This window comes from Negativicoccus succinicivorans (assembly GCF_018372215.1).
Taxonomy (GTDB): domain Bacteria; phylum Bacillota; class Negativicutes; order Veillonellales; family Negativicoccaceae; genus Negativicoccus.
In genome coordinates this window covers 84,499-110,633 of the sequence record NZ_JAHAJN010000005.1, presented here as the reverse complement: position 1 = coordinate 110,633, position 26,135 = coordinate 84,499, and the positions used below count along the sequence as shown (strand labels likewise).

Annotated in this window: 21 protein-coding genes, 1 other RNA gene, 2 pseudogenes and 1 riboswitch; all 24 genes and pseudogenes read left to right on the top strand. The window is 53.5% G+C overall.

Annotation, left to right across the window (positions count from 1 at the left end; all coding sequences use genetic code 11):
• Nucleotides 1-344 precede the first annotated feature (344 nt).
• The 24 genes and pseudogenes from recJ to KIB08_RS04120 all read left to right on the top strand — a co-directional run bounded on the left by recJ (nucleotide 345) and on the right by KIB08_RS04120 (nucleotide 26,121).
• Complete coding sequence (gene recJ, locus KIB08_RS04235) at nucleotides 345-2,351, top strand: single-stranded-DNA-specific exonuclease RecJ (RefSeq protein WP_303990018.1); 2,007 nt, start codon at nucleotides 345-347, stop codon at nucleotides 2,349-2,351.
• The gene (locus tag KIB08_RS04230) at nucleotides 2,339-4,558 is read left to right on the top strand and encodes a RelA/SpoT family protein (protein ID WP_303990015.1); all 2,220 of its coding nucleotides are present in this window, start codon (nucleotides 2,339-2,341) and stop codon (nucleotides 4,556-4,558) included. Before recJ ends, KIB08_RS04230 begins: the two co-directional genes overlap by 13 nt.
• Entirely contained in the window at nucleotides 4,558-5,007 is a 450-nt protein-coding gene (gene dtd, locus KIB08_RS04225; protein ID WP_303990012.1) for a D-aminoacyl-tRNA deacylase, read from the top strand. Before KIB08_RS04230 ends, dtd begins: the two co-directional genes overlap by 1 nt.
• A 7-nt stretch (nucleotides 5,008-5,014) precedes the next feature.
• Nucleotides 5,015-5,656, top strand: a complete 642-nt coding sequence (locus KIB08_RS04220; protein WP_303990009.1) for an MBL fold metallo-hydrolase — start codon at nucleotides 5,015-5,017, stop codon at nucleotides 5,654-5,656.
• Entirely contained in the window at nucleotides 5,623-6,723 is a 1,101-nt protein-coding gene (locus KIB08_RS04215; RefSeq protein ID WP_303990006.1) for an AI-2E family transporter, read from the top strand. The genes KIB08_RS04220 and KIB08_RS04215 overlap by 34 nt, the downstream gene beginning before the upstream one ends.
• 15 nt (nucleotides 6,724-6,738) lie before the next feature.
• Complete coding sequence (locus tag KIB08_RS04210; protein ID WP_303990003.1) at nucleotides 6,739-7,197, top strand: Fur family transcriptional regulator; 459 nt, start codon at nucleotides 6,739-6,741, stop codon at nucleotides 7,195-7,197.
• Nucleotides 7,194-8,633 (top strand): coproporphyrinogen dehydrogenase HemZ, encoded by a 1,440-nt coding sequence (gene hemZ, locus KIB08_RS04205; RefSeq protein ID WP_303990000.1) that lies wholly within the window; start codon nucleotides 7,194-7,196, stop codon nucleotides 8,631-8,633. Before KIB08_RS04210 ends, hemZ begins: the two co-directional genes overlap by 4 nt.
• The gene (hisS, locus tag KIB08_RS04200; RefSeq protein ID WP_303989997.1) at nucleotides 8,630-9,898 is read left to right on the top strand and encodes a histidine--tRNA ligase; all 1,269 of its coding nucleotides are present in this window, start codon (nucleotides 8,630-8,632) and stop codon (nucleotides 9,896-9,898) included. The genes hemZ and hisS overlap by 4 nt, the downstream gene beginning before the upstream one ends.
• Nucleotides 9,899-9,902: 4 nt before the next feature.
• The gene (gene aspS / locus KIB08_RS04195) at nucleotides 9,903-11,696 is read left to right on the top strand and encodes an aspartate--tRNA ligase (RefSeq protein WP_303989995.1); all 1,794 of its coding nucleotides are present in this window, start codon (nucleotides 9,903-9,905) and stop codon (nucleotides 11,694-11,696) included.
• Between the two features lie 62 nt (nucleotides 11,697-11,758).
• Nucleotides 11,759-11,917, top strand: a non-coding RNA gene (ssrS, locus tag KIB08_RS04190) — 6S RNA.
• Nucleotides 11,918-11,970: 53 nt separating this feature from the next.
• A complete protein-coding gene (locus KIB08_RS04185) occupies nucleotides 11,971-13,311 on the top strand; it encodes a replication-associated recombination protein A (RefSeq protein ID WP_303989993.1) in 1,341 nt (446 codons plus the stop codon).
• Nucleotides 13,292-15,565, top strand: a complete 2,274-nt coding sequence (locus KIB08_RS04180) for a DNA translocase FtsK 4TM domain-containing protein (RefSeq protein ID WP_438362035.1) — start codon at nucleotides 13,292-13,294, stop codon at nucleotides 15,563-15,565. The genes KIB08_RS04185 and KIB08_RS04180 overlap by 20 nt, the downstream gene beginning before the upstream one ends.
• Nucleotides 15,562-15,993, top strand: coding sequence for a helix-turn-helix domain-containing protein (locus KIB08_RS04175; protein WP_303989990.1), 432 nt, complete (start codon nucleotides 15,562-15,564; stop codon nucleotides 15,991-15,993). Before KIB08_RS04180 ends, KIB08_RS04175 begins: the two co-directional genes overlap by 4 nt.
• A 137-nt stretch (nucleotides 15,994-16,130) precedes the next feature.
• Nucleotides 16,131-19,616: a chromosome segregation protein SMC gene (gene smc, locus KIB08_RS04170; protein ID WP_303989988.1), complete on the top strand. Its 3,486-nt coding sequence runs from the start codon at nucleotides 16,131-16,133 to the stop codon at nucleotides 19,614-19,616.
• Nucleotides 19,613-20,566, top strand: coding sequence for a signal recognition particle-docking protein FtsY (gene ftsY / locus KIB08_RS04165; protein ID WP_303989983.1), 954 nt, complete (start codon nucleotides 19,613-19,615; stop codon nucleotides 20,564-20,566). Before smc ends, ftsY begins: the two co-directional genes overlap by 4 nt.
• A gap of 129 nt (nucleotides 20,567-20,695) precedes the next feature.
• Nucleotides 20,696-21,274 (top strand): annotated as a pseudogene (locus KIB08_RS04160) (NUDIX hydrolase); the annotation flags it as partial.
• The gene (locus tag KIB08_RS04155; RefSeq protein WP_303989980.1) at nucleotides 21,271-21,483 is read left to right on the top strand and encodes a heavy-metal-associated domain-containing protein; all 213 of its coding nucleotides are present in this window, start codon (nucleotides 21,271-21,273) and stop codon (nucleotides 21,481-21,483) included. The pseudogene KIB08_RS04160 and the gene KIB08_RS04155, both read left to right, overlap by 4 nt.
• A complete protein-coding gene (locus KIB08_RS04150) occupies nucleotides 21,483-22,127 on the top strand; it encodes a precorrin-2 dehydrogenase/sirohydrochlorin ferrochelatase family protein (RefSeq protein ID WP_303989977.1) in 645 nt (214 codons plus the stop codon). The genes KIB08_RS04155 and KIB08_RS04150 overlap by 1 nt, the downstream gene beginning before the upstream one ends.
• Nucleotides 22,128-22,154: 27 nt before the next feature.
• Nucleotides 22,155-22,607, top strand: a complete 453-nt coding sequence (locus tag KIB08_RS04145) for a hypothetical protein (RefSeq protein ID WP_368487382.1) — start codon at nucleotides 22,155-22,157, stop codon at nucleotides 22,605-22,607.
• A gap of 3 nt (nucleotides 22,608-22,610) precedes the next feature.
• Nucleotides 22,611-23,075 (top strand): NAD(P)-binding domain-containing protein, encoded by a 465-nt coding sequence (locus KIB08_RS04140; protein WP_368487381.1) that lies wholly within the window; start codon nucleotides 22,611-22,613, stop codon nucleotides 23,073-23,075.
• A pseudogene (locus KIB08_RS04135) lies at nucleotides 23,039-23,419 on the top strand (porphobilinogen synthase); the annotation flags it as partial. The gene KIB08_RS04140 and the pseudogene KIB08_RS04135, both read left to right, overlap by 37 nt.
• Before the next feature lie 38 nt (nucleotides 23,420-23,457).
• Nucleotides 23,458-24,285 carry an aminotransferase class III-fold pyridoxal phosphate-dependent enzyme gene (locus KIB08_RS04130; RefSeq protein WP_303989974.1) on the top strand — a complete coding sequence of 276 codons (828 nt, stop codon included), beginning with the start codon at nucleotides 23,458-23,460 and terminating at the stop codon, nucleotides 24,283-24,285.
• A gap of 99 nt (nucleotides 24,286-24,384) precedes the next feature.
• On the top strand, nucleotides 24,385-25,329 hold the full coding sequence (locus KIB08_RS04125; RefSeq protein WP_303990030.1) for a glycosyltransferase family 2 protein: 945 nt from the start codon (nucleotides 24,385-24,387) through the stop codon (nucleotides 25,327-25,329).
• 8 nt (nucleotides 25,330-25,337) lie between these two features.
• Nucleotides 25,338-25,464, top strand: a riboswitch (cyclic di-AMP (ydaO/yuaA leader).
• Nucleotides 25,459-26,121 (top strand): C40 family peptidase, encoded by a 663-nt coding sequence (locus KIB08_RS04120; RefSeq protein WP_303989971.1) that lies wholly within the window; start codon nucleotides 25,459-25,461, stop codon nucleotides 26,119-26,121. (Overlaps the previous riboswitch by 6 nt.)
• The last annotated feature ends 14 nt before the right edge of the window (nucleotides 26,122-26,135 follow it).

Below are 26,135 nucleotides of genomic sequence, written 5' to 3'. Positions count from 1 at the left end.
TAAGCTCGTAAACGCCGAAAGTACTTGGCTGGAAACGGCCCGGGAGCATAGGTAGCTGCTGATTACGCGAAGAGACCGTCGAATGACGGTCTCTTTTTTTATTGCGCGCAGGTATTTTCGTCCGATTATTTTTATGAAATAAACGCTAGCGAACATCGCATGCTTTACACCGTGATTTTCATTTTCGTTTTTGGAGAACACAAAGAGCGATGGCTAAATCGTTGTATAGAAAAGACTTATTAAAGATGATTGAGATGGACTTTGCATACAAATATTGAAAATAAATAGTAATTGAGAATAAAAAGTGCTACAATAGAAAAATAGTAAAAGAAACTGGTGGAAGTATGCAAAAAAAACATTGGCAATTTGTGCCGGTAGAGGAAAATACGGAACAAGCGGATGTACTGGCCCATGCATTCGATTTGCCGCTCATCGTGGCGAATATGCTGGTACAACGGGGGATCTGCACCGTGGAGGCGGCGCAGAATTTTTTTCATGCAACACTTGCGGATCGGTTTGATTCGGCGCTTTTAAAAGGAACAAAGAAAGCGGTAGAGCGTATTTCGCAAGCGTTAAAAGCGCAAGAAACAATCGTTATCTACGGCGATTATGATGTCGACGGAATTACTTCCACGTCGGTGATGTTACGCTGTTTGCGTCGACTTGGCGGCAATGTAGAGTATTATATTCCCGATCGCATTGAGGAGGGTTACGGCCTGAACGAAACGGCGCTTGCGGAACTTGTCGCCAAGGGCGTGAAACTAGTCATCACCGTGGACTGCGGAATCAGCTCGACGCAGTTGTGCAACCGTTTTCAAGGACCGTTGGATTTGATCGTGACGGACCATCACCAACCGCCGGAAGAATTGCCGCAGGCGCTTGCCGTCATCAATCCGAAACAGCCCGGCTGTGCCTATCCCGATAAAAATCTGGCGGGGGTAGGCGTGGCTTACACACTGTGCCGCGCGCTTTGGTGGGAGATCAAAGGCGAAGATTATACGGATGATATTGAACTCGTGACGTTGGGGACGGTCGCCGATGTGGTGCCGTTATTGGCGGAAAACCGTTTGTACGTCAAAGAGGGATTGAAACGGTTTGCAACGACGGATAATGTCGGTTTACGCGCGCTTTTACAGGTCTGTGAAATTGATCCGGAGCAAGTGACCTCCGAGCGCATCGGATTTTCCATCGCGCCGCGCTTAAATGCGGCGGGACGTTTGGCGCATGCGCGTTTGGGCGTGCAGCTTTTAACGGCGACCGACGCGGAGGAAGCGCTGGCGCTCGCGCAAAAATTATTTACGATTAACAGTGAGCGCCAGGCGTTGGAACGTGAGCTGGTGACCGCGGCTCGGCAGCGCTTGGCAGAGCTTGGCACCGGTGATGACCGCATGCTGGTGGTGGACGGAGCGGCTTGGCATCCGGGCGTCATCGGTATTGTGGCCTCGCGCTTGGTGGACAGCTTTCATCGCCCCGCCTTGGTGATTTCCATAAACGACGGGATCGGCAAAGGTTCATGCCGGAGTATTCCCGCTTTGGATATATATGACGCGCTGCATTCCTGCGCGGACATTTTGGAGCAATTCGGCGGACATCATCAGGCGGCCGGATTTTCCATTCGGGAAGAACGCATTCCCGAATTGCGCAAGCGTTTACAGGAGTATGCCGATACGCATTTAACACCGGACGATTTCATACCGGTGCTGCGCGTGGAACGCGCGCTTGCGTTGACGGATGTCGATTTGGATTTCGTCACGGCGCTCGAACGATTAGAGCCGTTCGGCGAAAGCAATCCGTCGCCTTTGTTTGCGTCCCGCGATCTGACCGTGCAAAAAATTCGCCGTATCGGTAAAGATCGGCGCCATTTGAAAGCCAACTTTGCGCAGCAAGGCGATGAATTGGAATGTGTCGGCTGGGGATTTGGGGAACTGACCACCGAAATTTTCACCGGCGATACCGCCGCGATCGTTTACGCGCTGCAAAAAAATATTTGGCAGGATCAGGTGCGGGTGCAGGGCGTGGTGAAAGATATCACGTGGGAAAACGAGCAAAAAGCGCATTTAGACCGCGAAATTATGGTGGCCGTGTATCGTGAACTGCGCGTTCTTTTAGAGCCGCATAATCGGACCGTCGCGCAAGTTCAGACCATTCTCGCGGAGCAGAGCGGCTTGCCGTATGCCGCGCGGGATTTGTTCGCGGCGGTGACCGTGTTGGAAGAACTGCATTTGTTGGAACGTCAACAGTATGAAAATGAAACCTGGTATGCTTGGCGGCCCAGCCACGAAAAACTCGCGCTGGAAAATTCCGCCACATATCGTGCTGGTACGGGAAAGGAGGATATATGGAAACCGTAAACACGGAATTTGATCGGGAAGCGGCGTATGCGAAATTAGTCGCCGATGTCAAAAAATATTTGCCCGATCTCGATGAAGATTCCCTGCGTGAAGCGTATGAACTTGCCGATACGGCGCATGCGGAACAAAAACGTGTTTCGGGCGAACCATATATTATGCACCCGTTGGCCGTCGCCGACATTATCGCCGGCTTGCAAATGGACCCGGACGGTATCAAGGCGGCATTGCTGCATGATGTTGTGGAAGATACCGATTATACGCTGGAAGATATTCGCATGCTGTTCGGCGATGAAGTGGCGTTTCTGGTGGATGGCGTCACCAAGCTCAACCGGATGAATTACAAAACGAAAGAAGATCAGCAGCTCGATACCTATCGTAAAATGTTTCTCGCGATGGCGAAAGATGTGCGCGTGGTCGTTATCAAATTGGCCGACCGCTTGCATAATATGCGGACGCTGTCCTTCGTACGGGAAGAAAAGCAGCAGCGCATTGCCCGCGAAACACTGGAGATTTTTGCGCCGCTCGCGCATCGGCTCGGTATTTTTAACATTAAGTGGGAACTGGAAGATCTTTCGTTCCGCTATTTGGAACCGATGGCTTACTACGATCTCGTCGAGCAGATGCAGGTCAAACGCCAGGTGCGCGAAGAAATCATCAAGCAGACGATCGATATCTTGCGCGATTCACTGCAAAAAAACAGTATCGAAGCGGACATCAGCGGTCGTCCGAAACATTTTTACAGTATTTACAAAAAAATCAAGAAAAAACATCAGGATATCAGTGAGATTTACGATCTGTACGCGACTCGCGTGATCGTTAACACGATTCCGGAGTGTTATGCGGTTTTGGGGATCGTCCACAGCTTGTGGAAACCGTTGCCGTATCGGTTCAAAGATTATATCGCGATGCCGAAACCGAATATGTATCAGTCGTTGCATACGACGGTCATCGGTGAATCGGGGCAACCGGTCGAAATCCAGATCCGTACGCAAGAAATGCACCAGGTCGCCGAGTACGGCGTGGCGGCGCATTGGCGTTATAAAGAAGGCACGAAAAAAGCGTCGCAGCAGCAAAATTTTGATGAAAAAATCGGTTGGCTGCGTAAATTGCTCGAATGGCAGGATACGAGCAATTCGAAGGAATTCGTCGACGCGTTGAAACTCGATGTATTCGCCGACGAGGTCTTTGTGTTTACGCCGAGCGGCGACGTCATTGATTTGCCGCAGGGCGCTATTCCGCTGGATTTCGCGTACCGTATTCATACGGAAGTCGGCAATACCTGCACGGGAGCCAAAGTCAACGGTAAAATCGTGCCGATCGACTACAAACTGAAAAACGGCGATATCGTTTCGATTATTACATCCAAAAACGGCAAACCGAGTTTGGACTGGCTGAACATTGTCGCGTCGTCGGAAAGTCGTTCGAAAATTCGCGGTTGGTTTAAGAAGGAAAATCGCGCGGATAATATTGCCAAAGCGAAAGAGGCGTTGGAGAGCGAAGCGAAAAAACTCGGGTATGAGTTCAAGACGCTGAATAAGCCGGGACGCTTGGAAGCGGTCGCCGAACAGATCAATGCGGGCACGCCGGAGGATTTGCTGGCGGCGGCCGGCTATGGCGGTTTAACCGTGCGCGGAATTACGCTGAAACTGATTGATCTGCACAAAAAAGAGGAAGCGAAGAATAATCCGATTTCTTCTCAGCTGCAACAAACGCTCGACAGCTTGCGGGTCAGCAAAAAGGCGACGAAGGGCAACAGCGGCATTCTCGTCAAAGGCGAGCCGGGGCTGTTGGTGCACATGGCGCGTTGCTGCAATCCGGTGCCGGGCGATCCCGTTATCGGCTACATCACACGCGGCCGCGGTATTTCCGTGCATCGTTTGGATTGCGACAATATTATTCACAACGATGATCCGAATCGCCTGATCGAAGTCAGCTGGATGTACGGGGCGAATGAAACTTTTTTGGTGGTCGTCGAGATCGAAAGTTACGATCGTCGCGGCTTGCTGGAAGATGTCTTGGGCGTCGTTTCGGAAATGAAATTGTCCGTCGGCTCGGTGAACGCCGATTTGCCGCAGGATAATGTCGCCAAAATCCGGCTGGGCGTACAAATTAAAGACTTACATCAATTGGAATTTATGATGACCAAGCTGCGGCGGATTCGCGATGTGTATTCCGTGCGCCGCTTGGAATCGGCCGGAGGAGCGTAATGCGTGCAGTCATTCAACGAACGACACAAAGCCAAGTAACGGTAGACGGTGAACTCGTCGGCAAAGCCGGCGCGGGATTGACGGTGTTGCTTGGTGTCGGGGCGGAAGATACGGCAGAAGATGCCCGTTATCTCGCCGATAAAATCGTTAATTTGCGTATCTTTGAAGACGCGGACGGCAAGATGAACCGGTCTCTTTTGGATATAGGCGGCGAAATTCTCGCAATCTCCCAATTCACTTTATACGGCGACGTACGCAAAGGCCGGCGTCCGAGTTTTACCGCCGCCGCTCCGCCAAGTCTCGCCGAGCCGCTTTATGAAGTATTTGTCCAAGCGTTGCGCGCGCATGATGTGACGGTCGGGACCGGTCGTTTTCAAACGGAAATGCAGGTTACATTGACGAATGACGGACCGGTGACCATTTTGCTGGATAGCGGAAAGTTATTTTGAGGTGGCTATGAAAATTATCGCGTTAACACTCGGACCGCTGGCGACCAATTGCTACATTCTGTTTTCGGAAACGACCAAGCATGCGATCGTCATCGATCCGGCAGCGGAAGCGAAAGAAATCCAAAAAACGCTGACAAAATTTGATTTGCAATTGAAAAAAATTCTGCTGACGCATGGTCATGCCGATCATATCGGAGCATTGGAAGAGCTGCGAGCGTTGTACCCGGACGTGCCGGTGGCGATGCATCAGGCGGATCAGGCCTATTTGAGCGATCCGAAACTGAATTTATCGGCCTACCAATACCAACGCGTGACGGCGCAGCCGGTGGAAGAATATCTGGCGGAAGGTGATACCGTCGTTTTAGATGATATCCGACTTGAGGTTTTGGAGACTCCGGGGCACACGCCCGGCGGCATCAGTTTTTATGTCGCCGAACCGGGAGTGGTATTTGTCGGTGACGCTCTGTTTCAAGGCTCGATCGGGCGCACAGATTTTCCGGGCGGCTCGATGTCGCAACTAATTACAGGTATTGAGGAAAAATTATTATCCCTGGACGATGCTACCGTGGTCTTATCCGGACACGGACCGTCGACTACGATCGGAGAAGAAAAAAGATGCAACCCGTTTCTGAACATGAAAAAACAGTAAATGTCGTACCTTTGAAACGCGATGCGCAATTTTGGCTGCGCATCGCCCTGGTGATTGCTATCGTTTTCACCGTCTACTATGTTCCGTGGATTGTCGTGCCGTTTTTATTCGGTCTCTTTTTGTGTCTGATACTGCGACCGCTCGTCGAATTTCAGATGAAAGTGGCACAGAAATTACGCTGGCACCGGTTCCCTGTCGATATTGCCATTATCATTGCGTTCTTGGTATTTATCGCGGTGATGACCATTCTGGTACGCAGTATTTTCGTGCCGTTCTGGCATCAATTTGAAGGCTTTGTATTACAGATTCCGTTGTTGACGTCGCAACTTTTAGAAACCATGCAGAGTTTGCAGGCGCGCTATATTGACTTCATCCCGCCGGAAGCGCAGAAAATGATCAATGACTCGCTGGTGCGTGCGGGTAACTACTTGATTGACGTTGCGAAAAACGGTATCTTCGCCGTGATTGCATTTACCGGTACTTTGGTCGAGCTGGTCGTCGTGCCGATTATTACATTTTACATGTTAAAAGCGGGCAGCACATTCAAACGCATTTTTGCCGCGTTGTTCCCGATGGAGTATCGTCAACATATTATGGATTTGGTGCAGGAAACGGATCATATTCTGAGCGCCTATATTCGCGGTCAGTTGATTTTGTGCGTGGCGATCGCGAGCATGGTATTTATCGGCATGTGGTGGCTGGAAGTTCCGTATCCGTTGGTCATCGCGTTGCTCGCGGGGATCGTGGAACTGGTGCCGATCGTTGGCCCGATTGTGGGCGCGATTCCGGCTCTTTTATTGGCGCTTACCATCAGCGGCTCGCTCGCCGTAAAAGTACTGATCTTCTACATCATCGTGCAACAGTTTGACGGGCATATCTTAATGCCGAAACTCATGGGCAACGTCATTGAGATTCACCCGGTCGCGATTATCGCCGGCGTTCTTTTGGGAAGCGCCGTTCTCGGCGTGTTTGGCATGATGCTTGCCGTACCGACACTCGCCGTGTTGAAGGTCATTACCAAGCATATGTGGTATTACAACAAGTATAGAGAAATCGCACGTAGTTAACAGAAAGGATTTATCATGCGACAAAATGAAATTATGCGGACGTTGCGCGAAAAGATCAAAGAACACAAGTATAAATTTACCTCGCAGCGGCAGGATATTTTGAAAGTGTTTGTGGAAAGCGACGAAAAACACATGAGCGCGGAAGATGTCTACAATGCGGTCAAAGTCATTCAGCCGGACATCGGTTTGGCAACGGTATATCGTACGCTCGATTTATTTGTGGAACTCGGCTTGTTGAAGAAATTGGATTTCGGAGATGGTCGTTCGCGCTACGAATTATTTGATGATAATATGCCGCATTTCCATCATCACCTGATTTGCTTGGGTTGCGGCGCCATTAAAGAATTTGAGTACGATATGCTGGATCCGCTGGAGCAGATCATCGAAGAAGAGGAGCGGTTCCAAATCGTGGATCATGTGTTGAAATTCTACGGCTACTGCCGGCAATGCCGTCGTAAACAGCGTCGTATATGACGCTGCACACTTACTGCCTGGATGGACCGGCGGCATGGCATTCCCCCGTGGCGCAGCTGATGCTCCGCTTCGGTTTGCGTTGGGACGAAAAACAGCCGGATTGTCGGGTACGAGTGACGCCGCAACATAATACGTACCGGGTAGAATTGTTCTTGGGTAACACCTCGTATGCTTCGCAAACAGTTTCCACGCGGCGCGCGGGCGGTCATTTTTTGAGTGACGTACTTGTTACTCTTTGCGAAAAGCCGCTCGGTGAATGGGGTTACCTTGTCGGGATGCGTCCGACCAAGCTTTTGCACCCGTTGCTTGCAGAAGATGATTTCGCCGCGCAGGCGGAGGCGCTGTGGGCGCGCGAAAAAGTCGCGCCGCGCTGGGGACGACTTTTAACCGCGATCGGTGAACGCCAACGGCCCTATCTTTCCACCGATTGGCGGCAAACCGATCACCAAGCGGCGGTGTATATTGGTGTCCCGTTTTGTCCGAGCCATTGCGTGTATTGCTCGTTTCCGGCTCGTGTCGCGCGACCGGATGAAGATTGGGATGGATTCCTGGCGGCGCTGCTCGAAGATGTGCAGCGCGCCGGCGCGTTGCTGCGCCGACATCAGTTGATGATCGACAGCGTCTACTTCGGCGGCGGTACACCGACCGTACTGCCGGAGCAACACTTGCAAACGTTATTGACGGCGTTACAAACGGAACTTGCGATTCCTCCCGGTACGGAATTTACCGTTGAAGCGGGGCGCCCGGATACGATTACCGCGGCGAAGCTGGCGGCGATGCGTATGGCGGGAGTGACACGGTTGAGTATCAACCCGCAAACATTGCAGGATCGCATTTTGCAAACGATTCACCGCGCGCATACCGGCGCACAGATCGAACACGTGTACGCCGAGGCGCAAACCTATCATTTTGACGCGATCAATATGGATTTTATTGCGGGTTTGCCCGACCAGACCATCGCGGATATGAAAGAAAATCTCGACGCGGTGGCGCGTCTGCGACCGGAAAATGTCACCGTGCATACGTTGGCGTTGAAGCGGCACAGCCCGTTGATGCAAACGGCGGGCGCATACCGATTGCCGTCCGCGGAAACGACGCGCGCGATGGCGGATCTCGCTTATGAAACGTTGTGCGGCATGGGTTATGAGCCGTACTATTTATATCGTCAGAAATATCTCGCGGCGGATTTGGCCAATATCGGGTACGCCTTGCCCGGCACGCTTTGCCGCTATAATATACAAATGATGGGCGAACGCATTCACATACTCGGCATCGGACCGGGAGCGACGAATAAAGTGATCAAAAATGCCGCGTTTCAATTTGATCGTTGCTATTTTCCCTGGGACAATGCAGCGTATTGTGAACGGTTGGAGTCATACCTTACGGAAAGAGATCGCCTGTTTCAATTGATATCGCAAAGGAGCGAAACACAATGATTAAAGCCTTGCGAGGAACGCAAGATATCTTGCCGCCGGAAAGTGAGCAATGGCGGTATGTCGAAGAAATGATACGTAAATTGTGTGCGCAGTACGGATTTCAGGAAATTCGCACGCCGCATTTTGAAAAGACGGAACTGTTTCAACGCGGTATCGGGGAAACGACCGACGTCGTTTCCAAGGAAATGTATACGTTTACCGATCGCGGCGATCGTTCGCTGACGCTCCGCCCGGAAAATACGGCGGCGGCGGTGCGCGCTTATTTGGAACATAAAGTGTATGCGGATCAGAACGTGACGAAATGGTATTACATCGGTTCGATGTTCCGTTACGATCGGCCGCAGGCCGGACGCTACCGTGAATTTCACCAATTCGGCGTGGAAGTATTGGCGACGCCATCGCCGCAGGCGGACGGGGAAATTATCGCGCTCGCGGTACAACTTTTCCAAACGCTCGGCTTACACGATCTGAACGTGTTTGTGAACTCGGTCGGTTGTCCGAAATGCCGACCCGTATATCGGGAAAAACTGATCGCGTACTACGAGGATCATCAGGACGAATTGTGCGAAGACTGCAAGACGCGCTTATATAAAAATCCGTTGCGTCTGTTGGACTGCAAAGAGGAAGCGTGCCGAAAGCTCGCGCAGGACGCGCCGGAAATCACCGATTACCTTTGTGAGGAATGCGCCGATCACTTCGCCGCTACGCAGAAGCTGCTCACGGCGGCGGGGATTCCGTTTACGTTAAATCCGCGTCTCGTGCGCGGTTTGGATTACTATACGAAAACCGCTTTTGAAATTCAGTACGCGCCGCTCGGCGCGCAAAGCGCTATTTGCGGTGGCGGACGTTACGACGGACTCGTCGAAGATATCGGCGGTCCGCATACGCCGGGCATCGGTTTTGCCGTCGGCCTCGAGCGCTTAATGCTCGCGTTATCGATGCAAGATTTATTACCGGAGGTCACCGCTGCCGGCGATGTCGCGATCGCAACTCACGGCGAGGCCGCGAGTGAACTCGGGTTCGCGATTGCGCAGGAATTGCGGGCGGCGGAGTTTACCGTCGATACCGATCTTTTAGGTCGCAGTTTAAAGAGCCGTTTGAAGCAGGTCGGTAAAACCGGCACTAAGTATGTTATAATTATTGGCGAAACAGAATTAGCAGACGGCACCGTGATTATACGCGATTTGGCCGCGCGTGAGCAGACAACGCTGGCGCGCAGCGAGGTTGTCGGCTACTTGCAAAATGAACGAGAACGGAGAGGATAAAGGAATGGAAACAATGGCAGGTTTGCACCGTACGTTGATGTGCGGCGAAGTGACCGAGGCGCAAAACGGCAACGAAGTCGTTTTATGCGGATGGGTGGAACGACGTCGCGATCACGGCGGTTTGATTTTTGTGGATTTGCGCGACCGGACCGGTGTAGTGCAGCTGGTGGCCTTGCCCGATTATGACGAGGAAAGTTTTCATAAAGCGGAAGGCATCCGGAATGAATACGTGATTTGCGTACGCGGTACGGTGCGTGAACGCGATGCGCAAACGGTCAACGAAAATATGCCGACCGGCAAATGGGAAGTCGTAGTGTATGAAATGCGCGTCTTAAATGCCGCCAAAACCCCTCCGTTTTACATCGAAGATAATGTTGATGTGGATGAAAATATCCGCCTGAAATATCGTTATCTGGATTTGCGCCGTCCGGAAATGCAAAAGAATTTGCGGCTGCGTCACCAAGTAGCGAAAGCGATGCGAGACTATTTGGACGAGCACGGTTTCTGGGAAATTGAAACGCCGATGCTGACTAAAAGCACGCCGGAAGGCGCGCGCGATTACCTGGTACCGAGTCGTGTCAACCCGGGCAAATTTTACGCGTTGCCGCAATCCCCTCAGATCTTCAAACAGATCCTGATGGTGTCCGGCATGGACAAATATTTCCAAATTGTACGTTGCTTCCGCGATGAAGACTTGCGTGCGGATCGCCAGCCGGAATTCACCCAGCTGGATATTGAAATGAGCTTTATCGAACGCGACGATATTTTGAAATTAATGGAAAACATGGTCGCTTTCATTTTTGAACGCGCGCTCGGCAAAAAGATTCCCACGCCGTTCCCTCGTATCAGCTATGATGACGCGATGAACCTGTACGGTTCGGATAAACCGGATCTGCGTTTCGAAATGCCGTTCTTCAATGTGACGGATATTGTAGCCAAGACCGATTTCAAAGTGTTCCGTTCGGTCGTCGAAGCAGGCGGCGAAGTCAAAGGCATTGTGGTGAAAGGTTACTCCGACATTCCGCGTCGCGAACTCGACGGACTGGTCGACTATGTCGGCCGTTACGGCGGTAAAGGCGTGGCTTGGATCGTAGTCAATCCGGACGGCTCCGTCAAATCGCAGATTGCCAAATTCCTCGGTGAGGAAATGGTGCAGTCGATTATCGCTCACAGTGAAGCGCAGCCGGGGGACCTGATCCTCATGGTAGCGGATAAAGCGAAAGTCGTTGCGCAGGCGTTGGGCGAATTGCGCTTGGAAATGGGGCGTCGTCGCAACCTGATCGATCCGGATGAATTAGCGTTCACCTGGGTGCTCGACTTCCCGATGTTTGAATACAGCGAAGAAGAGAAACGTTACGTCGCGATGCATCACCCCTTTACGATGCCGCGTGATGAGGATATCGAGTTCCTCGCATCGAATCCGGAACGCGTGAAGGCAAAAGCGTATGACCTTGTCCTGAACGGTATCGAAGTCGGTGGCGGCAGTTTGCGTATTTACCAGGAAGAACTGCAGCAGAAAATTTTCGCGGCGATCGGCATCAGTCAGGAAGAAGCGCAGCAAAAATTCGGTTTCCTCATGGAGGCCTTTGAATTCGGCGCGCCGCCGCACGGCGGTATCGCCTTCGGTCTGGACCGTTTGGTCATGCTGATGGCCAATCGTCAGTCGATTCGTGACGTTATCGCGTTCCCGAAAACGCAAAGCGCGATCGATCCGATGACCCAGGCACCGTCGGAAGTAGCGCCGAAACAATTGCGCGAACTTTCCATTCGTACGGAAGACGATCTCGTAAAAAAATAATTGCAGCGGCGGCAATATAACTTGAAAAATTGCCTGCACTTTGCTATTATATAAGTGTAAAGAAACCCCTACCGTGCACGTGTGGCTAACGTTATTTTGAACCAACACCATCGATAAGGGAGTCCAACTTCGCTCGCGGAGTAGATTTTCTTCGGGCGGGAAGACACCCACCTGCACATGCAGGCTCAAAATACAGCAAATCACGACATGGTGGGGATTTTTCATAGCCGCTGACTTTATGGACAGCGGTTATTTTTGTATGTCGGGAGAGAATATGGCCAATTTATTCGAGCAGACACAGCGCGCGGATTTTCGGCCGCTGGCGGTACGTATGCGGCCCCGCACTTTGGAGGAGATTTACGGACAGGAAGCCGTCGTCGGTGCGCAGAGTTTTCTAGCGGCGATGATTCGCTCGGATACCGTGCCGTCTCTGCTTTTATTCGGACCTCCCGGCACCGGTAAGACAACGATTGCCCGAGTTATCGCCAACCTCACGCAAAGCGAATTCGTGACGGTGAATGCGACGACCAGCGGCGTGGCCGAACTGCGTAAAGTGATTGCCGAAGCCAAAGAGCAGGGCAGTCTTTACGGTCGGCGCACGATTGTTTTTATCGATGAAATTCATCGTTTTAATAAAGGTCAGCAGGATTTATTACTGTCCTATGTGGAAGACGGCACCATTACGTTGATCGGCGCCACTACGGAAAATCCGTTTTTTGAGGTGCAGAAGGCACTTTTGTCCCGCTTGCGTCTGATTCGTTTGGAAGCGTTGACACCGGCGGCCATTGTCCGGATTTTGCAAAATGCGGTGACGGATGCGGAGCGCGGCTTGGGTAAACAAAAACTTACCGTGGCGCCGGAGGTGCTCCGTGAACTCGCGCTACAGGCTAATGGCGATGCGCGGCTCGCGCTGAATATGCTCGAGCAGACCGCGGCCGGACTTGCGCCGGGCGCGGAAGTGACGCTTGCGGAAGTCGAGCGGGCGGCCGGTATCGGGCGATTGGCCTACGATAAAAGCGGCGACAGCCATTACGATATCGCGTCCGCGTTTATCAAAAGCATGCGCGGCTCGGATGCCGATGCGGCGTTGCATTACCTCGCCCGCATGATCGAAGGCGGCGAGAAACCCTCGTTCATGGCGCGACGGATCATGATTTGCGCGGCGGAAGATGTCGGACTGGCCGATCCGCAAGCGCTTGTTGTCGCGCAGGCGGCGGCGCAGGCGGCGGAGATGGTCGGCTTTCCCGAAGCGCGGATTATTTTAGCGGAAGCGGTGTTGTATGTTGCGCTGGCGCCGAAAAGCAACTCGGTGATTACCGGGATTGACGCGGCCTTGTCGCGCGTGCGGCAGGGCGCCATGGGAAATGTACCCGCGCATCTGCGTGATGCGCATTACAGCGGCGCGCAACAACTGGGTCATGGACAAACGTATCGATACGCCCATCAATATCCGAACGGATGGGTCAAGCAGCAGTATTTACCCGATCCGATCGTGAATGATCAGTACTATCAACCGAAAATGTACGGCAGCGAAGAGGAGCTCGTCCGCCGCTGGAACGAACGGCGCGGTCTTAGCGCTACAAAGGAGAAACAGAGTGCCCAAAGCAAATCGTAAATCCCCAACCAAAACAGAAACGGCACGGCAGGAAAGCCGACGCTTTGAAATCGGCGGCGTGCTGATGATCGCCGTCGGGTTGTTCGCATTGATCGCGATTGCCCGTTTTGATGTCGGTATCGCCGGGTATTGGACGCACACGATTTTGGAATATTTATTCGGTCTCGGCGCGTTTATTCCGGCGCTGGCGCTGATCTTCCTCGGCGCGCGATACGTTTATCGCCCGCGCGCGATGGCGGTGAAAACACGGGATACGGCCTGGATTATTTACTTTGTTCTCGGACTGATCACGTTGCACTGGTGGTACGTGCCGACCGGTCAGGAAATCCAGCCGTCCTGGTTTCCGCAGTACGGCGGCGCGCTTGGCGGCGCGGGTTTGCTGTGTCTGCGCACGCTTTTCGGTGAGACGGGCGTGAAACTTGCGCTGCTCGTCATTCTCGTGGTGAATACTATTTTCGTCAGCAAATGGACGGTGACGGACGGCGTCAACTTTGTCAAAGGCAAAGCGCAACCGCATTGGGAAAAAGCGAGTGACAAAGTGAAAGAAACCGTAGAGGCGCATCGTCATGTCGAAACCACGCCTACGGAACAAAAACAGCGCGCGCAGTTTTTTGATTTTGACAAGTCGAAAGAGAAACCACCGGTAAACGATGAACCCTCGTCGGATCGCCATACGCCGGCTGCGGCAGTTACCCCGTTTACACCGCCCGTGAAGGCATCGGCTGTCGCGCCGGAACCGAGCTGGATGAAGCCGGAACCGGACACCGATACGGAACAAGTGAAGCCGGATATCGCGCCCGCGAAGCCGAAAAGTGATCGCGCTGATTATAAATTGCCGCCACTGAGTTTGCTTACCAAAACGCGACAAAGCACGGCCGACACGCAGGCGGAAGTAGCGGAAAACGCGCAGAAACTCGAAGAATTATTGGCGAGCTTCGGCGTGGAAACTAAAATTATTCACGCCAGCCGCGGTCCGTCCGTGACGCGTTACGAGCTGGAACCGGGACCGGGCGTGAAAGTAAGCAAAATCGTTAACTTGGCGGACGATATCGCGCTGCAACTCGCGGCGACCGACGTCCGTATCGAAGCGCCGATTCCCGGCAAAGCGGCGGTCGGCATCGAAGTGCCGAACCGGGAAATTTCTTCCGTGGGCTTACGCGAAGTGCTTGCCTGCGACGAATTTCAACATGCGGTCGGCGGCATCGCCGTCGGTTTGGGAGAAGATATTACCGGTCAGCCGGTGATTACCGATCTTGCCAAGATGCCGCACCTTTTGGTAGCGGGCTCCACCGGTTCTGGCAAAAGCGTTTGCATCAACACGCTGGTATCCAGCATTTTGCTGCGTTCGTATCCCGATGAAGTGAAATTAATTCTGATCGACCCGAAAGTAGTCGAACTCGCGCAGTATAACCATATCCCTCATCTTTTGACGCCGGTTGTCACCGATGTCAAAAAAGCGGCGGGCGTATTGCGTTGGGCGGTGCGTGAAATGGAAAACCGCTACCGTTTATTCGCTTCCGCTAAAGTGCGTAACATTACCGGTTACAATGAAGCGAATCCGGATTCGCCGTTGCCGCTTGTCGTCATTATCATTGACGAACTCGCGGACTTGATGATGGTCGCGCCGCATGATGTGGAAGACGCGATCGCGCGTCTCGCCCAAATGGCGCGCGCGGCCGGACTGCATCTCGTGCTCGCGACGCAGCGTCCGTCCGTTGACGTATTGACGGGTACCATCAAAGCCAACATTCCGAGTCGAATTTCGTTTGCCGTTTCGAGTCAAATCGATTCGCGCACGATTTTGGATATGGCGGGGGCGGAGAAATTACTTGGTAAAGGCGACATGCTTTTCTACCCGATCGGCGCACCGAAACCGCGGCGCGTGCAAGGCGCGTTTATTTCCGATGCGGATGTGGAAAAATTGGTGAATTACATCAAAAAGCAGGGGCAACCGGAGTATAATGAAACAGTTGTGCAACCGGTCGCGGAAGCCGAGGAAGCGCAACAGCCGCGTTGGGAAGATGAACTTTTGCCCGATGCCATTCGCATGGTCATGGATACCGAACAGGCCTCCGTTTCGATGTTGCAACGTCGTTTTCGCGTAGGTTACACCCGCGCCGGTCGACTGATTGACACCATGGAAAACATGGGGATCGTCGGACCGTCATTGGGCAGTAAAGCGCGGGATATTTTGCTGACGAAAGACGAAGTGGAAGAATTGCTGGCACGCTACGAAGGGAACAGCGAGTCATGAATGAAATCGGAGACATTTTACGCCGCGCGCGCGAGGAAAAGGGCTTGTCGCTTTCCGATGCGGCGCTTGGTACTTATATCAGCGCGCGCTACCTGGCGGCATTGGAGCGGGAAGAGTACGGAACGATTCCGGGAACGGTTTACATGCGCGGCATGCTGCGCAACTACGGCAATTTCCTCGGCCTGTCGGGGGTAGGACTCGTGGATCGTTACAACGCCGCTATGGGGGAAGAGCGTCCGGTGGAACGCGCGTACGTGCCGAGCGTCGGAGCAAAAGATTATTTGGACGTCGAACCGACCGCGCGCCCGCAGCGCAAAAAAATGCATCGCAGACGCCGTAAAAACCGCCCGTTCACACGAGTAGAGCAGGGTCTTACGGCACTCATCATCATATTGTTTTTACTGAGTTTGTACTGGATCTTCGGATAACAGCCGCGTCTGCGGCTGTTTTTTTACGCCGCAAGAAAAAAATTACAACCGGCGCCCGCGGCTATTTCTTTCGGCGGACATGATGAACTGACGAAGATTTGCTGTATAATAGAAGTAATTATGTAAAGGGAGTCGGTATGCGTTTATTACGGATGATTCTGCGCGGTTTCAAATCCTTTGCGGATAAAACGGAAGTGGAATTCGCGCCGGGTGTGACGGCGATCGTCGGTCCGAACGGCAGCGGCAAGAGTAATTTAGCTGATGCGGTGCGCTGGGTGCTGGGCGAGCAAAATATTCGCCAGCTGCGCGGTGAGCAGTCGAGTGACGTGATTTTTGCGGGGACTGCGACCGAACGCGCGAAAGCTTCGGCGGAAGTGACACTCGTTTTTGACAATAGTGACGGCTTTTTCCAAACGGATACGGCAGAGGTGGCGGTGACGCGACGTCTGCTTCGTTCGGGTGCGAGCGATTATTTTATTAATCGTCAAAGTTGCCGCTTAAAAGATATTCAACTGTTGTTGGCGGATACCGGTTTGGGTCGGGACTCCTTGGCGGTCATCGGGCAGCAGCGGGTCGATCGGATTTTAATCGGTCGACCGGAAGAACGCAAACTCGTTTTTGAAGAAGTAGCGGGCATTACCCGTTACAAGCTGCGCAAAGAAGAAGGCATGCGCAAGTTGCGCGAGGCGGAACGCAATATGGAGCGCGTCAGCGATATTGCGCGACTGCTCGCGCAGGATTTACCGCCGCTGGAAGAAAAAGCGCGGCAGGCGAAACAACGTAATGAGTTGCGCACGCAGGAGGCAAATGTCGCGCGCAGTATCGCATGGAAAGCGTGGCAAACGGCGCAACGTCAACTGACGCGCGCGGAGAAAGAATGGATCGCCGCGGATCAGGCGGCGACGGCGGCGACAATCGAACTTACGCAGCTGGAAGCGGCGGCGCAGGCGCAAACGGAAGCGGATACGAAAGCGCAACAAATGTTGCGTGAAAAAGAGCAGGCGGCCAACATCGCGGCGCAACATTGCGAACGCTTACGCAGCGAACTTGCGGTGTTGACGGAGCGCGGTCATCAGCACGCGAAAGAAATGCAGGAAGTGGCGCAGGCGCTGGCGGAAAAGCGTCAGACATTGGAACAGCTTACGGCGGCACAAGCGACGACGGTTGCGGCGATAGCGGCCACGGCGCAAGAGCGGGACGAGGCACAGGCGCGTTTGACGGAAGAAACGGCGCGGCGTGAGCGGTTGCGTGCTGTGTTGCAAACGGCCCGTGAACAGGTTGCCGACCGGTTGCGACGTGAGGAACGGAGCGCGGCGGAACAGGAGTTTTTGCAGCAAACGGCGCAGCAATTGCAAGAGCGCAATGCCGAACTGACGCGTCGCGCGCGGGAGTTGGACATACGCAAGGAAACATTACAAACGCGTTTGCAGCAAGCGCAAGCGGCACTTGCGACGGCGCAGGCGACCGCATCGGAAAGCAGCCGACAACTCACGGCGCAGGAAGAGGTTGTGAACAAACTGCAGGCGCAGCGCGAAGCGGCGCAGGCGGCTAACGCGAAAGCGCGCGAAACATTGCAGACAACGCAAACGCGGTACCAATATTTACAACAATTAGCCGACAGCTACGAGGGCTATGGCCGCGCGACGAAAGCGGTTCTTGGCGCCACGGAAGCATGGCGCAGTGACTGCTATGGAACGGTGGCGCAACTTTTGCGCGTGCCGAAGGAATATACGACGGCGCTGGATATTGCGTTGGGCGGTACGCAACAGCATCTCGTGATGCGCGACAGCCAAGCGGCGCAGGCGGCGATCCGTTTTTTGCGCCGCACGAAAAGCGGTCGCGTGACGCTGTATCCGTTGGACGAAATACGGCCGCGGACGCTTGCAGATCGAGATCGGGCGATTTTACACGAGCCGGGCGTGGTCGGTTTGGCCGCGGTGTTGGTGAAAGCGGAATCTTATTTACAACCGCTGGTTGATTATTTGCTGGGGCGCACGGTGTTGGTGGAAGATCTCGCCACCGGTTCGCGCCTGGCGGCAAAATATCAGCAACGCATTCGTCTGGTGACGCGCGCGGGTGATCTTTTTCAACCGGGCGGCGCGCTTACGGGCGGCAGCACGCGGCGCGCGGAGCTGACATTATTCGGTCGGCAGCAGGAATTAGCCGCATTGCGCGCCCGACTGGAAATGCTTGCGGCGCAACCGGAGCGAGAGCTGCCGGATATTTCCGCGGCGCTCGCGCGACGGGATGCGTTACAAAATGCCGCGCAGACGACGGCCTTGGCGATTGCTTCGCAAACGGCGCAACTGCAGGCTCTGCGCGACGAATGGAACGGTATCGTGCGCCAGGCGGATGAAATTCGCAGCGCACAAACGCAGACGGCGGATGAATACCGGCTGACGGTAAACAAGCAAAAAGAACTGACCGTTGCGCCGACAGCAGTCACTGAAACGACAACGGATACGGCCGCTCAGGAGGCGGAGTTGGCTCGCTGCGAGCACGCCTACACCGAAGCGCATGTGGCTTTGGCCACCGTGCAGGCGACGCTGCGGCAACAGGAGCAGGAGAAGCTCCGCCAAGCCGAGCAGGAAAAAAATGCGCAGGCGGAAATGGAACGGCTTACGCAACGTGAAAAGGAAATTCAAGCGGCGGCCAATGCATTGAGCGCTTCGCAGGAAACGTTGCAAAAAGAGGCGGATGAGGCGCAGCAAACGGCGCAGACGGCGAAAGCGCAAGCGGACGCATTTTACGACGCGCACGCGGAACGTTTGAACGCGCAGCAAGCGGGGCAAGAACGGTTGCGCGCCATGCGGGCGCAAGCGACGGAAACGAAAGTGGAAGCGGCGCGGCTTCTGGCAAAAAAAGAAGCGGCGCAGGCGGATGTGGCGCAGCAACGGGAAGAATTGGCGGCGCATGATTTAGATCCGCAGGCTGGGGAACCTGCGATTGTCGAGGGAACACAGGCATCACTGCGGGCCGAACAACGGCGACTGCTGACGGAGATCGCGCGCTTTGCGGATATTTCCGAGCAGGCGATTGAAGAATATGAAAAATCGCGCGAGCGAAGTGAGTTTTATACGACACAACTCGCGGATTTGACGGGGGCCCGGGATACGTTGCAAAATGTGGTGGCGGAGATCGATCGCACCATGCAGGAACAGTTCACGGCGGCATTTGAGGTCGTGGCCGCTGAGTTCCAACGAATTTTCGCCCATCTGTTTGGCGGCGGCGAGGCGCAATTGATACTGACGGCCGCGGACGAAAACAAACCCGCCGGCGTAGAAATTATGGTCCGACCGCCGGGGAAAAAACAGCAGGCGCTCTCGCTCTTGTCGGGCGGTGAACGAGCTTTGACGGTCATTGCGTTACTCTTTTCTTTTATGGCTTATCGGCCGGCGCCGTTTTGTCTGGTAGACGAAATCGATGCGGCGCTGGATGATGCCAATATCAAACGCTTCACACGGTACTTGGAAACGGGACGCAACGGCTTGCAATTCATCGTCATTACGCACCGCAAACCGACCATGGCGGCCGCGGATCGTCTGCAAGGCGTGACGATGGTGAAACGCGGGATCTCGCAATTAATTGCCGTCAATTTGAAACAGTATAAGGAGACACCATGAGCTTTTTGGATAAAGTCCGTGCCGGCTTAGAACGCACGAAAAAAAGTTTTGTCAAAAATATGGAAACGTTGGTTATCGGCTATGACGAAATCGACGAAGAATTTTTAGACGATTTGGAAGCCGTCATGCTGACCGGTGATCTCGGCGTGACGGCGACCGACTATTTGCTCGGTGAAATTCGCACCGCGGTAAAAGAAGGCGAAATTCACAGCACGAAAGAAGTCATGCCCTTCCTCGCCAAAACGATGGAAACATGGCTTGCGGTGGATAATGATCCCGCCGCGCTGCCGCATTCGCCGGAGGTCATTTTAATTGTCGGCGTCAACGGCGTCGGTAAGACAACGAGTATCGGCAAGTTGGCGCAATACTATAAAAACGCCGGTAAAAAAGTTTTACTGGCGGCCGGCGACACGTTCCGCGCCGCCGCGTCCGAACAGCTGACGATTTGGGCGGAGCGTGTCGGAGTACCGATTGTCAAACATCAGGAAGGAGCAGATCCCGCCGCGGTCGTTTATGATGCGTTGGAAGCGGCGTTGGCGCGCAAAAGCGATGTCGTATTGATCGATACCGCCGGACGTTTGCATACCAAAGTGAATTTAATGGGAGAACTCGCTAAAATCAGTCGTGTCGCGGCCAAGTTGGTGCCGGATGCGCCGCACCAAACCTGGTTGGTACTTGACGCTACGACCGGACAAAATGCAGTGAGTCAGGCGAAAGTATTCGGTCAATCCGTACCGCTCACGGGCGTTGTACTCACCAAACTGGACGGTACCGCGAAAGGCGGCGTCGTGATTTCCGTCAAGGAGGAAATCGGCGTGCCGGTGAAATGGGTAGGACTCGGTGAAGGCGTTGACGACTTGCAACCGTTTCGCGCGCAAGAATTTGTCGAAGCGCTTTTCGATGATGAAGCTAAAACCGCGACGGAAACAACAAAGGTACGTTTGCGTTAAGGATGCAAGCAAGTTGGGCATAGCTCATTGCGAGTAATGCAATAATAAAGAACTCGGGGAAGAATCGTGAAGAATCCGTTACCGCGTCATGCGGATTGACGCAGCGTCTTACAATATGCCGTCGCCGTACCGCAGGTGCCTGCCGATGACGGCTGGCACCTGGTATTGGAACTACGCAATCCTCATTTGCGTTCCCATCCCAATGAAGTATCCTTTCCCGGCGGCAGGATTGAAGCCTATGATGCGCATCCCGGTGTGACGGCGCTGCGTGAGATGGCGAAAGAAATCGGCACGCCTTCGGAAAACTGGGAGTTGCTCGGCGCGTTGCTACTGGCTTATACGGTAAACGGACGCATGGTAGCGCCATATCTTGCCATCCGTGAAGATGTACCGGAATTCGTTTGCAATCCGGCGGAAGTGAATGCGGTATTTACAGTGCCGCTGCAATGGCTGATGGAACACGAACCCGTTCGCGTCGAAATGCAGGACGGCGTGCGCCCGGGAGAAAATTTTCCCTATGAGCGCGTCGCAAGCGTTGTACCCGGATGGACCGGCCGTCAGAAGTACGATGTGTATTTTTATACCTATGGTGACTTTACGATTTGGGGATTGACGGCACGTATCATTAAAAACTTTTTGCAAATTTGTCGGGAACAGAAGGTATCATTTGACTTTGATTTTCGGCAATGGAGAGGAGACTTGCCATGAAGACAAGATTGAAAGTGACAGGTATGAGCTGCGAAAATTGCGTGCAATCGGTAACGAAGACATTACGTGGTGTCGATGGCGTGCATGATGTCGCGGTGGACTTAGCCACCGGCATGACGGACGTTGATTTTGAGGAAACCAAAACCGATGTAGAGGCGCTTTGCGCTGCCGTAGAGGATATCGGTTTCGACGCGGCAGCGGCGCAATAATGAAACATAACGACCTGACGGCGGTGTTGGATGTGACACATCGTCGCGTTGTTTGCGTAGGGGCGGGACCGGTGGCGGTTCGCAAACTGCGCAAAGTAATGGGGCGGGCGCAGACGGTCATTGTGATTGCGCCGACGGCGGAACCGACGATTCGGGATTGGCATGAGGCCGGTCAACTCATCTGGTATCCGCGGACGTTTGCGGCGGACGACGTGCAACAAGGTGATATCGTCATTTCCGCTGCAGGGGCGCAAGTCAGCGCATTGGTAAAAACCGCGGCGCACGCCAAAGGAGCGTGGCTTAACGATGCGGTCAATGCCGCCGAGGGGGATCTGATGCTGCCGGCTAACTGGGAAAGCGGCAGCCTTACCGGAACGGTAACATCTCGCGGTGCGATGCCGCGACTTGTCATGCTGCTCATGCGGGATTTGGAGAAACAATACGCGGATATCGGCGCGTTTGCCGCGGAACTTGCGCCGTTGCGGCAAAAGGTAAGGGAACTGTTGCCGCAATCTGCGGAACGGCAAGCATTTTGGCGAACGTACTTGCCCGATGACACCTTGGAACGGATTCGCCGCGGGGAAAAAGAAATCATAAAAGGGGAGATTTTGCATGCAATTGGCCGTCTTGGGGCTGAATCATAAAACGGCGCCTATCGAAGTACGTGAACAATTCGCATTGCACGCTACGCAAGTTCATCAGGCGCGACCGAGATTTACGGTCTGGCCGAGCTGGATGAGGCGGTGCTTTTAGCGACTTGCAATCGCACGGAATTATATGCCGTGGTGGCGGATGATGTTCCGCCGCTGGCAGCGATGCAGAAGCTGTTTGCCAAAAGCGGCACTGCGGTTTCACAAGAATATACGTATTACTACAAGGGTGAAGATGCGGTACGCCATCTGTTTCGCTGCGCGGCCGGCATGGATTCGCTCGTTATCGGTGAAGGACAAATTTTATCGCAAGTGAAAGTGGCTTACTTGACCGTAGTGCGTGTCGGAACGACCGGTACCATCAGCAATATGCTGTTTCAACGGGTACTTGCCATCGGCAAAAAAATCCGCACGCAAACGAGCATTGCGGATAATCCCGTCTCGGTAAGCTATGCGGCCGTCAAACTCACGTAACAGATTTTCGGTTCGCTCGGTGAACGACGGGCGCTGATTTTAGGCTCCGGAACGATGTCGGAACTGATGGCGAAACATCTTATCGGCCACGGCTTGCAAACACTGCTGATTGCTAACCGTAGCATGGATAAAGCGGAAGCGCTCGCCAAAAAATATCACGGTCGCGTCGTGCCGCTGGAAGAGCGCTTGCGCTGGGCGGGATGCGTGGATGTTATTTTGACGTCGACCGGCGCGAATACGTATTTAATGGATTACGAGCAGGCGGTGGAGTTGATGCATAAGCGTCAGGGGCGACCGCTGGTGATGATCGATATTGCCGTGCCGCGTGACATCGATCCGGAAGTCTCTCAAATTGAAGGGGTTACTTTATATAACTGGGATGATTTGGAACAGGTCGTCGATGAAAATAAAGAAATGCGGGCTCAGGAAGCGGAAGCGGCGCGCATATGGTTGCGCCGAGCGATATGATGGACGGTCGCATTGCGGTGCTGCGCGAAGCGTTGGATGAAGCGGGTTACAGCGATGTGGCGATTATGAGTTACGCGGCGAAATATGCGGCCGCTTACTATGGTCCGTTCCGTGATGCTGTACATTCGGCGCCGCAGTTCGGAGATCTCAAAACCTATCAAATGGATCCGGCGAATGCGCGTGAAGCCTTGAAAGAAATCGAACTGGACTTGTTGAAAGGCACCGACGCGATCATCGTGAAACCGGCACTGGCGTATCTTGACGTCGTACGTGCGGCGCGTGAAATTACCCATTTGCCGATCTGCGTGTATAACGTCAGCGGTGAATACGCGATGGTCACAGCGACGGACTCCTGGTCAAGGCGGGATCGGGCGCGGCGACGATGGGCGTTCCCGACAGCCCAGGGATTCCTTCGGAAATTGCAGCAGATACTCTGACGATTCCGCATAATAATCCGGACGCGGTCAAAGAACTTTTTGCCCAATATGGCGATGAAATTGCCGCCGTGATTGTGGAAGGCGTCGCGGGTAACATAGGTTGCGTATTGCCGCAGCCGGGCTATTTGCCGCTCTTGCACGAATTGACGCAGAAAGCCGGCGCGCTTTTGATTGTCGATGAAGTCATGAGCGGTTTTCGCGCGGCGGCCGGTGGTGCCTGTGAATATTTTGACATCACACCGGACTTAATTTGCCTCGGTAAAGTAATCGGCGGCGGTTTACCTGTCGGTGCGTTCGGCGGTAAACGCGAAGTGATGGAAAATTTGGCGCCGCAAGGACCGGTGTATCAGGCGGGGACGCTTTCGGGCAATCCGCTCGTGGTAACGGCAGGATTGGCGACAATGAATAAATTGTCCGCGGACCGTTTTACAGAATTGGCTGCAAAAACGGAAACGTTGTGCCAAGGCTTGGAAGCGGCGGCGCAAGAAGCGGGAGTATCGATCATAGTGCATCGGATCGGTTCGATGTTCACCGTGTTTTTCAGTGAACATGAAGTCACGGATTACGATACGGTAGCGACTTCGCACTTGGATGAATTTAATGTTTATTTCATCGCGATGCTGGAGGCCGGTGTGTATTTAGCGCCGAGTCAATTCGAATGCGGCTTTATGTCGCTTGCGCATACGGATGAAGATATTCGCCAAACGCTTGCTGCAGCGCGCAAAGCGTTCCAAAAAGCAGCGGTTTTTCGGGAGCACAAAGGGCGTAAATAGGGAGTGGTTCGGCGCTCAATAAGAAGCTGTCTGCAGTTGCAGTTGTCGCAGTGGCGCGGTCCTCTCGCGTATGGTAAAATAAAGAAGGAGTAGTGTTTGGTGGTAGAAATGCTGATTTCAATCGTTGTTCCTTTTTTCAATGAAGAGGACAATATATTGCACTTTTACGATGCGTTATGCGAAGTGGTTGCGCATCGTGATGAATCATTTGAGTTTTTATTTATCGATGACGGCTCAAGTGATCGCACACCGTTGATTTTAACGGAGCTTGCGGAACGGGATGCTCGCGTGACAGCTTTTATTTTGGCACGCAATTTCGGACATCAAACCGCACTTACCTGCGGCTTGGATCATGCCCGCGGCGATGCGGTGGTTACCATGGATGGAGACATGCAGCATCCGCCGACGATGATACCGGACCTGCTGGATAAATGGTATGACGGTTATGAAGTGGTACAGACGGTACGGCTTTCGACCGCCAATGTCGGTGCGTTCAAAAAATGGACATCGAAACTCTATTATCGTTTTATTAATTCTATTTCCCAAGTGCAGATTACCGAAGGCGGTTCCGATTTTCGCCTGATTGATCGCAAAGTGGCGGACAGTTTGTTGCTGTTTCGCGAAAAGGCGCGATTTATTCGCGGCCTGGTGAGCGATATCGGTTATCGGCAAACGCAAATTACATTCCGTGCACCAGCGCGCTATGCCGGCGAAAGTAAATTTTCGTTGCGCAAGATGGTGCGGTTTGCCTTGGACGGAATTACTTCATATTCGACGTTGCCGCTGCGCATGGCTCTTTATGTGGGAGTGTTGTCAGGCATCGGCAGCTTGCTTTTGATCATCTATGTGCTGTTGATTAAGTATTATTTCCTGGAAGCGGTTCCCGGTTGGGCCACGCTTGCTGTGATGATGTTACTTTTCGGCGGCTTGCAGTTGATCTTTTTGGGAATTATCGGTGAGTATATCGGGCGCATTTTTGCGGAGGTAAAGGATCGACCTCTGTATTGGTTGCGCGGTACGGTGAATCAGAAAACGAGACATTAACGACAAGACACAAGGGTGTGCCGAAGCGCATATGCGCGCGGGGGAACCAAATGTTTTCGGGGTGTATCTTGCAAAAGACGGTCAGCTCTTGGCCGAACCCGGCAGCTAACCTCGCAGGCGGAAGGGGGCATGATGACGAGAATACGACACTGGGTTTGTATGGCGATGTTTTTGGTAGTACCGATGGCGGTGGGGGCTACCTATCACCCGGGAGATATCGGCGAAGATATCTCGACGATTCAACATCGTTTGGGAACGCTAGGGTATCATTTGGACGCGGACGGCGTATACGGTCCGGCAACGGAAGATGCGATTCGGGAATTTCAGGCGGCGCATGGTTTGGAAGCGGACGGTTTGGTCGGCCCGGCTACCTACCGCGCGTTGTTGAGTCGTGATATACCTACCAGCCGCGGCGATTTTTCGACGATGTTGGTGCGGCGACTGATCTCCGTAGCGCAGGAATGTATCGGTGTGCCGTATCTTTTTGGAGGTTCTACTCCCAGTGGTTTTGATTGCTCGGGATTCGTTCAGTTTGCTGCCAAAGCGGCCGGACTGGTATTGCCGCGGTCGGCCGATGAACAATACCACATGGGGCGTAGCGTGAGTCGCAGTCAAATGCAGCCGGGTGACCTGGTCTTTTTCTCAACATATACGGACGGTGTATCGCACTCGGGTATTTACCTGGGAGGCGATCGCTTTATCAGTTCCACATCGAGTCGCGGCGTAGTCATCGACAGCTTGTCGGAGGGCTACTGGAGCGATTGTTATGTGGGAGCAAAACGGTTAATCTAAGAGGCGCAAGCCTC

Bases quoted from the DNA above. Each gene is read 5' to 3' on its own strand.
- recJ (WP_303990018.1), top strand. From the start codon at position 345: ATGCAAAAAAAACATTGGCAATTTGTGCCGGTAGAGGAAAATACGGAA.
- KIB08_RS04230 (WP_303990015.1), top strand. From the start codon at position 2,339: ATGGAAACCGTAAACACGGAATTTGATCGGGAAGCGGCGTATGCGAAA.
- dtd (WP_303990012.1), top strand. From the start codon at position 4,558: ATGCGTGCAGTCATTCAACGAACGACACAAAGCCAAGTAACGGTAGAC.
- KIB08_RS04220 (WP_303990009.1), top strand. From the start codon at position 5,015: ATGAAAATTATCGCGTTAACACTCGGACCGCTGGCGACCAATTGCTAC.
- KIB08_RS04215 (WP_303990006.1), top strand. From the start codon at position 5,623: ATGCAACCCGTTTCTGAACATGAAAAAACAGTAAATGTCGTACCTTTG.
- KIB08_RS04210 (WP_303990003.1), top strand. From the start codon at position 6,739: ATGCGACAAAATGAAATTATGCGGACGTTGCGCGAAAAGATCAAAGAA.
- hemZ (WP_303990000.1), top strand. From the start codon at position 7,194: ATGACGCTGCACACTTACTGCCTGGATGGACCGGCGGCATGGCATTCC.
- hisS (WP_303989997.1), top strand. From the start codon at position 8,630: ATGATTAAAGCCTTGCGAGGAACGCAAGATATCTTGCCGCCGGAAAGT.
- aspS (WP_303989995.1), top strand. From the start codon at position 9,903: ATGGAAACAATGGCAGGTTTGCACCGTACGTTGATGTGCGGCGAAGTG.
- KIB08_RS04185 (WP_303989993.1), top strand. From the start codon at position 11,971: ATGGCCAATTTATTCGAGCAGACACAGCGCGCGGATTTTCGGCCGCTG.
- KIB08_RS04175 (WP_303989990.1), top strand. From the start codon at position 15,562: ATGAATGAAATCGGAGACATTTTACGCCGCGCGCGCGAGGAAAAGGGC.
- smc (WP_303989988.1), top strand. From the start codon at position 16,131: ATGCGTTTATTACGGATGATTCTGCGCGGTTTCAAATCCTTTGCGGAT.
- ftsY (WP_303989983.1), top strand. From the start codon at position 19,613: ATGAGCTTTTTGGATAAAGTCCGTGCCGGCTTAGAACGCACGAAAAAA.
- KIB08_RS04155 (WP_303989980.1), top strand. From the start codon at position 21,271: ATGAAGACAAGATTGAAAGTGACAGGTATGAGCTGCGAAAATTGCGTG.
- KIB08_RS04150 (WP_303989977.1), top strand. From the start codon at position 21,483: ATGAAACATAACGACCTGACGGCGGTGTTGGATGTGACACATCGTCGC.
- KIB08_RS04130 (WP_303989974.1), top strand. From the start codon at position 23,458: ATGGGCGTTCCCGACAGCCCAGGGATTCCTTCGGAAATTGCAGCAGAT.
- KIB08_RS04120 (WP_303989971.1), top strand. From the start codon at position 25,459: ATGATGACGAGAATACGACACTGGGTTTGTATGGCGATGTTTTTGGTA.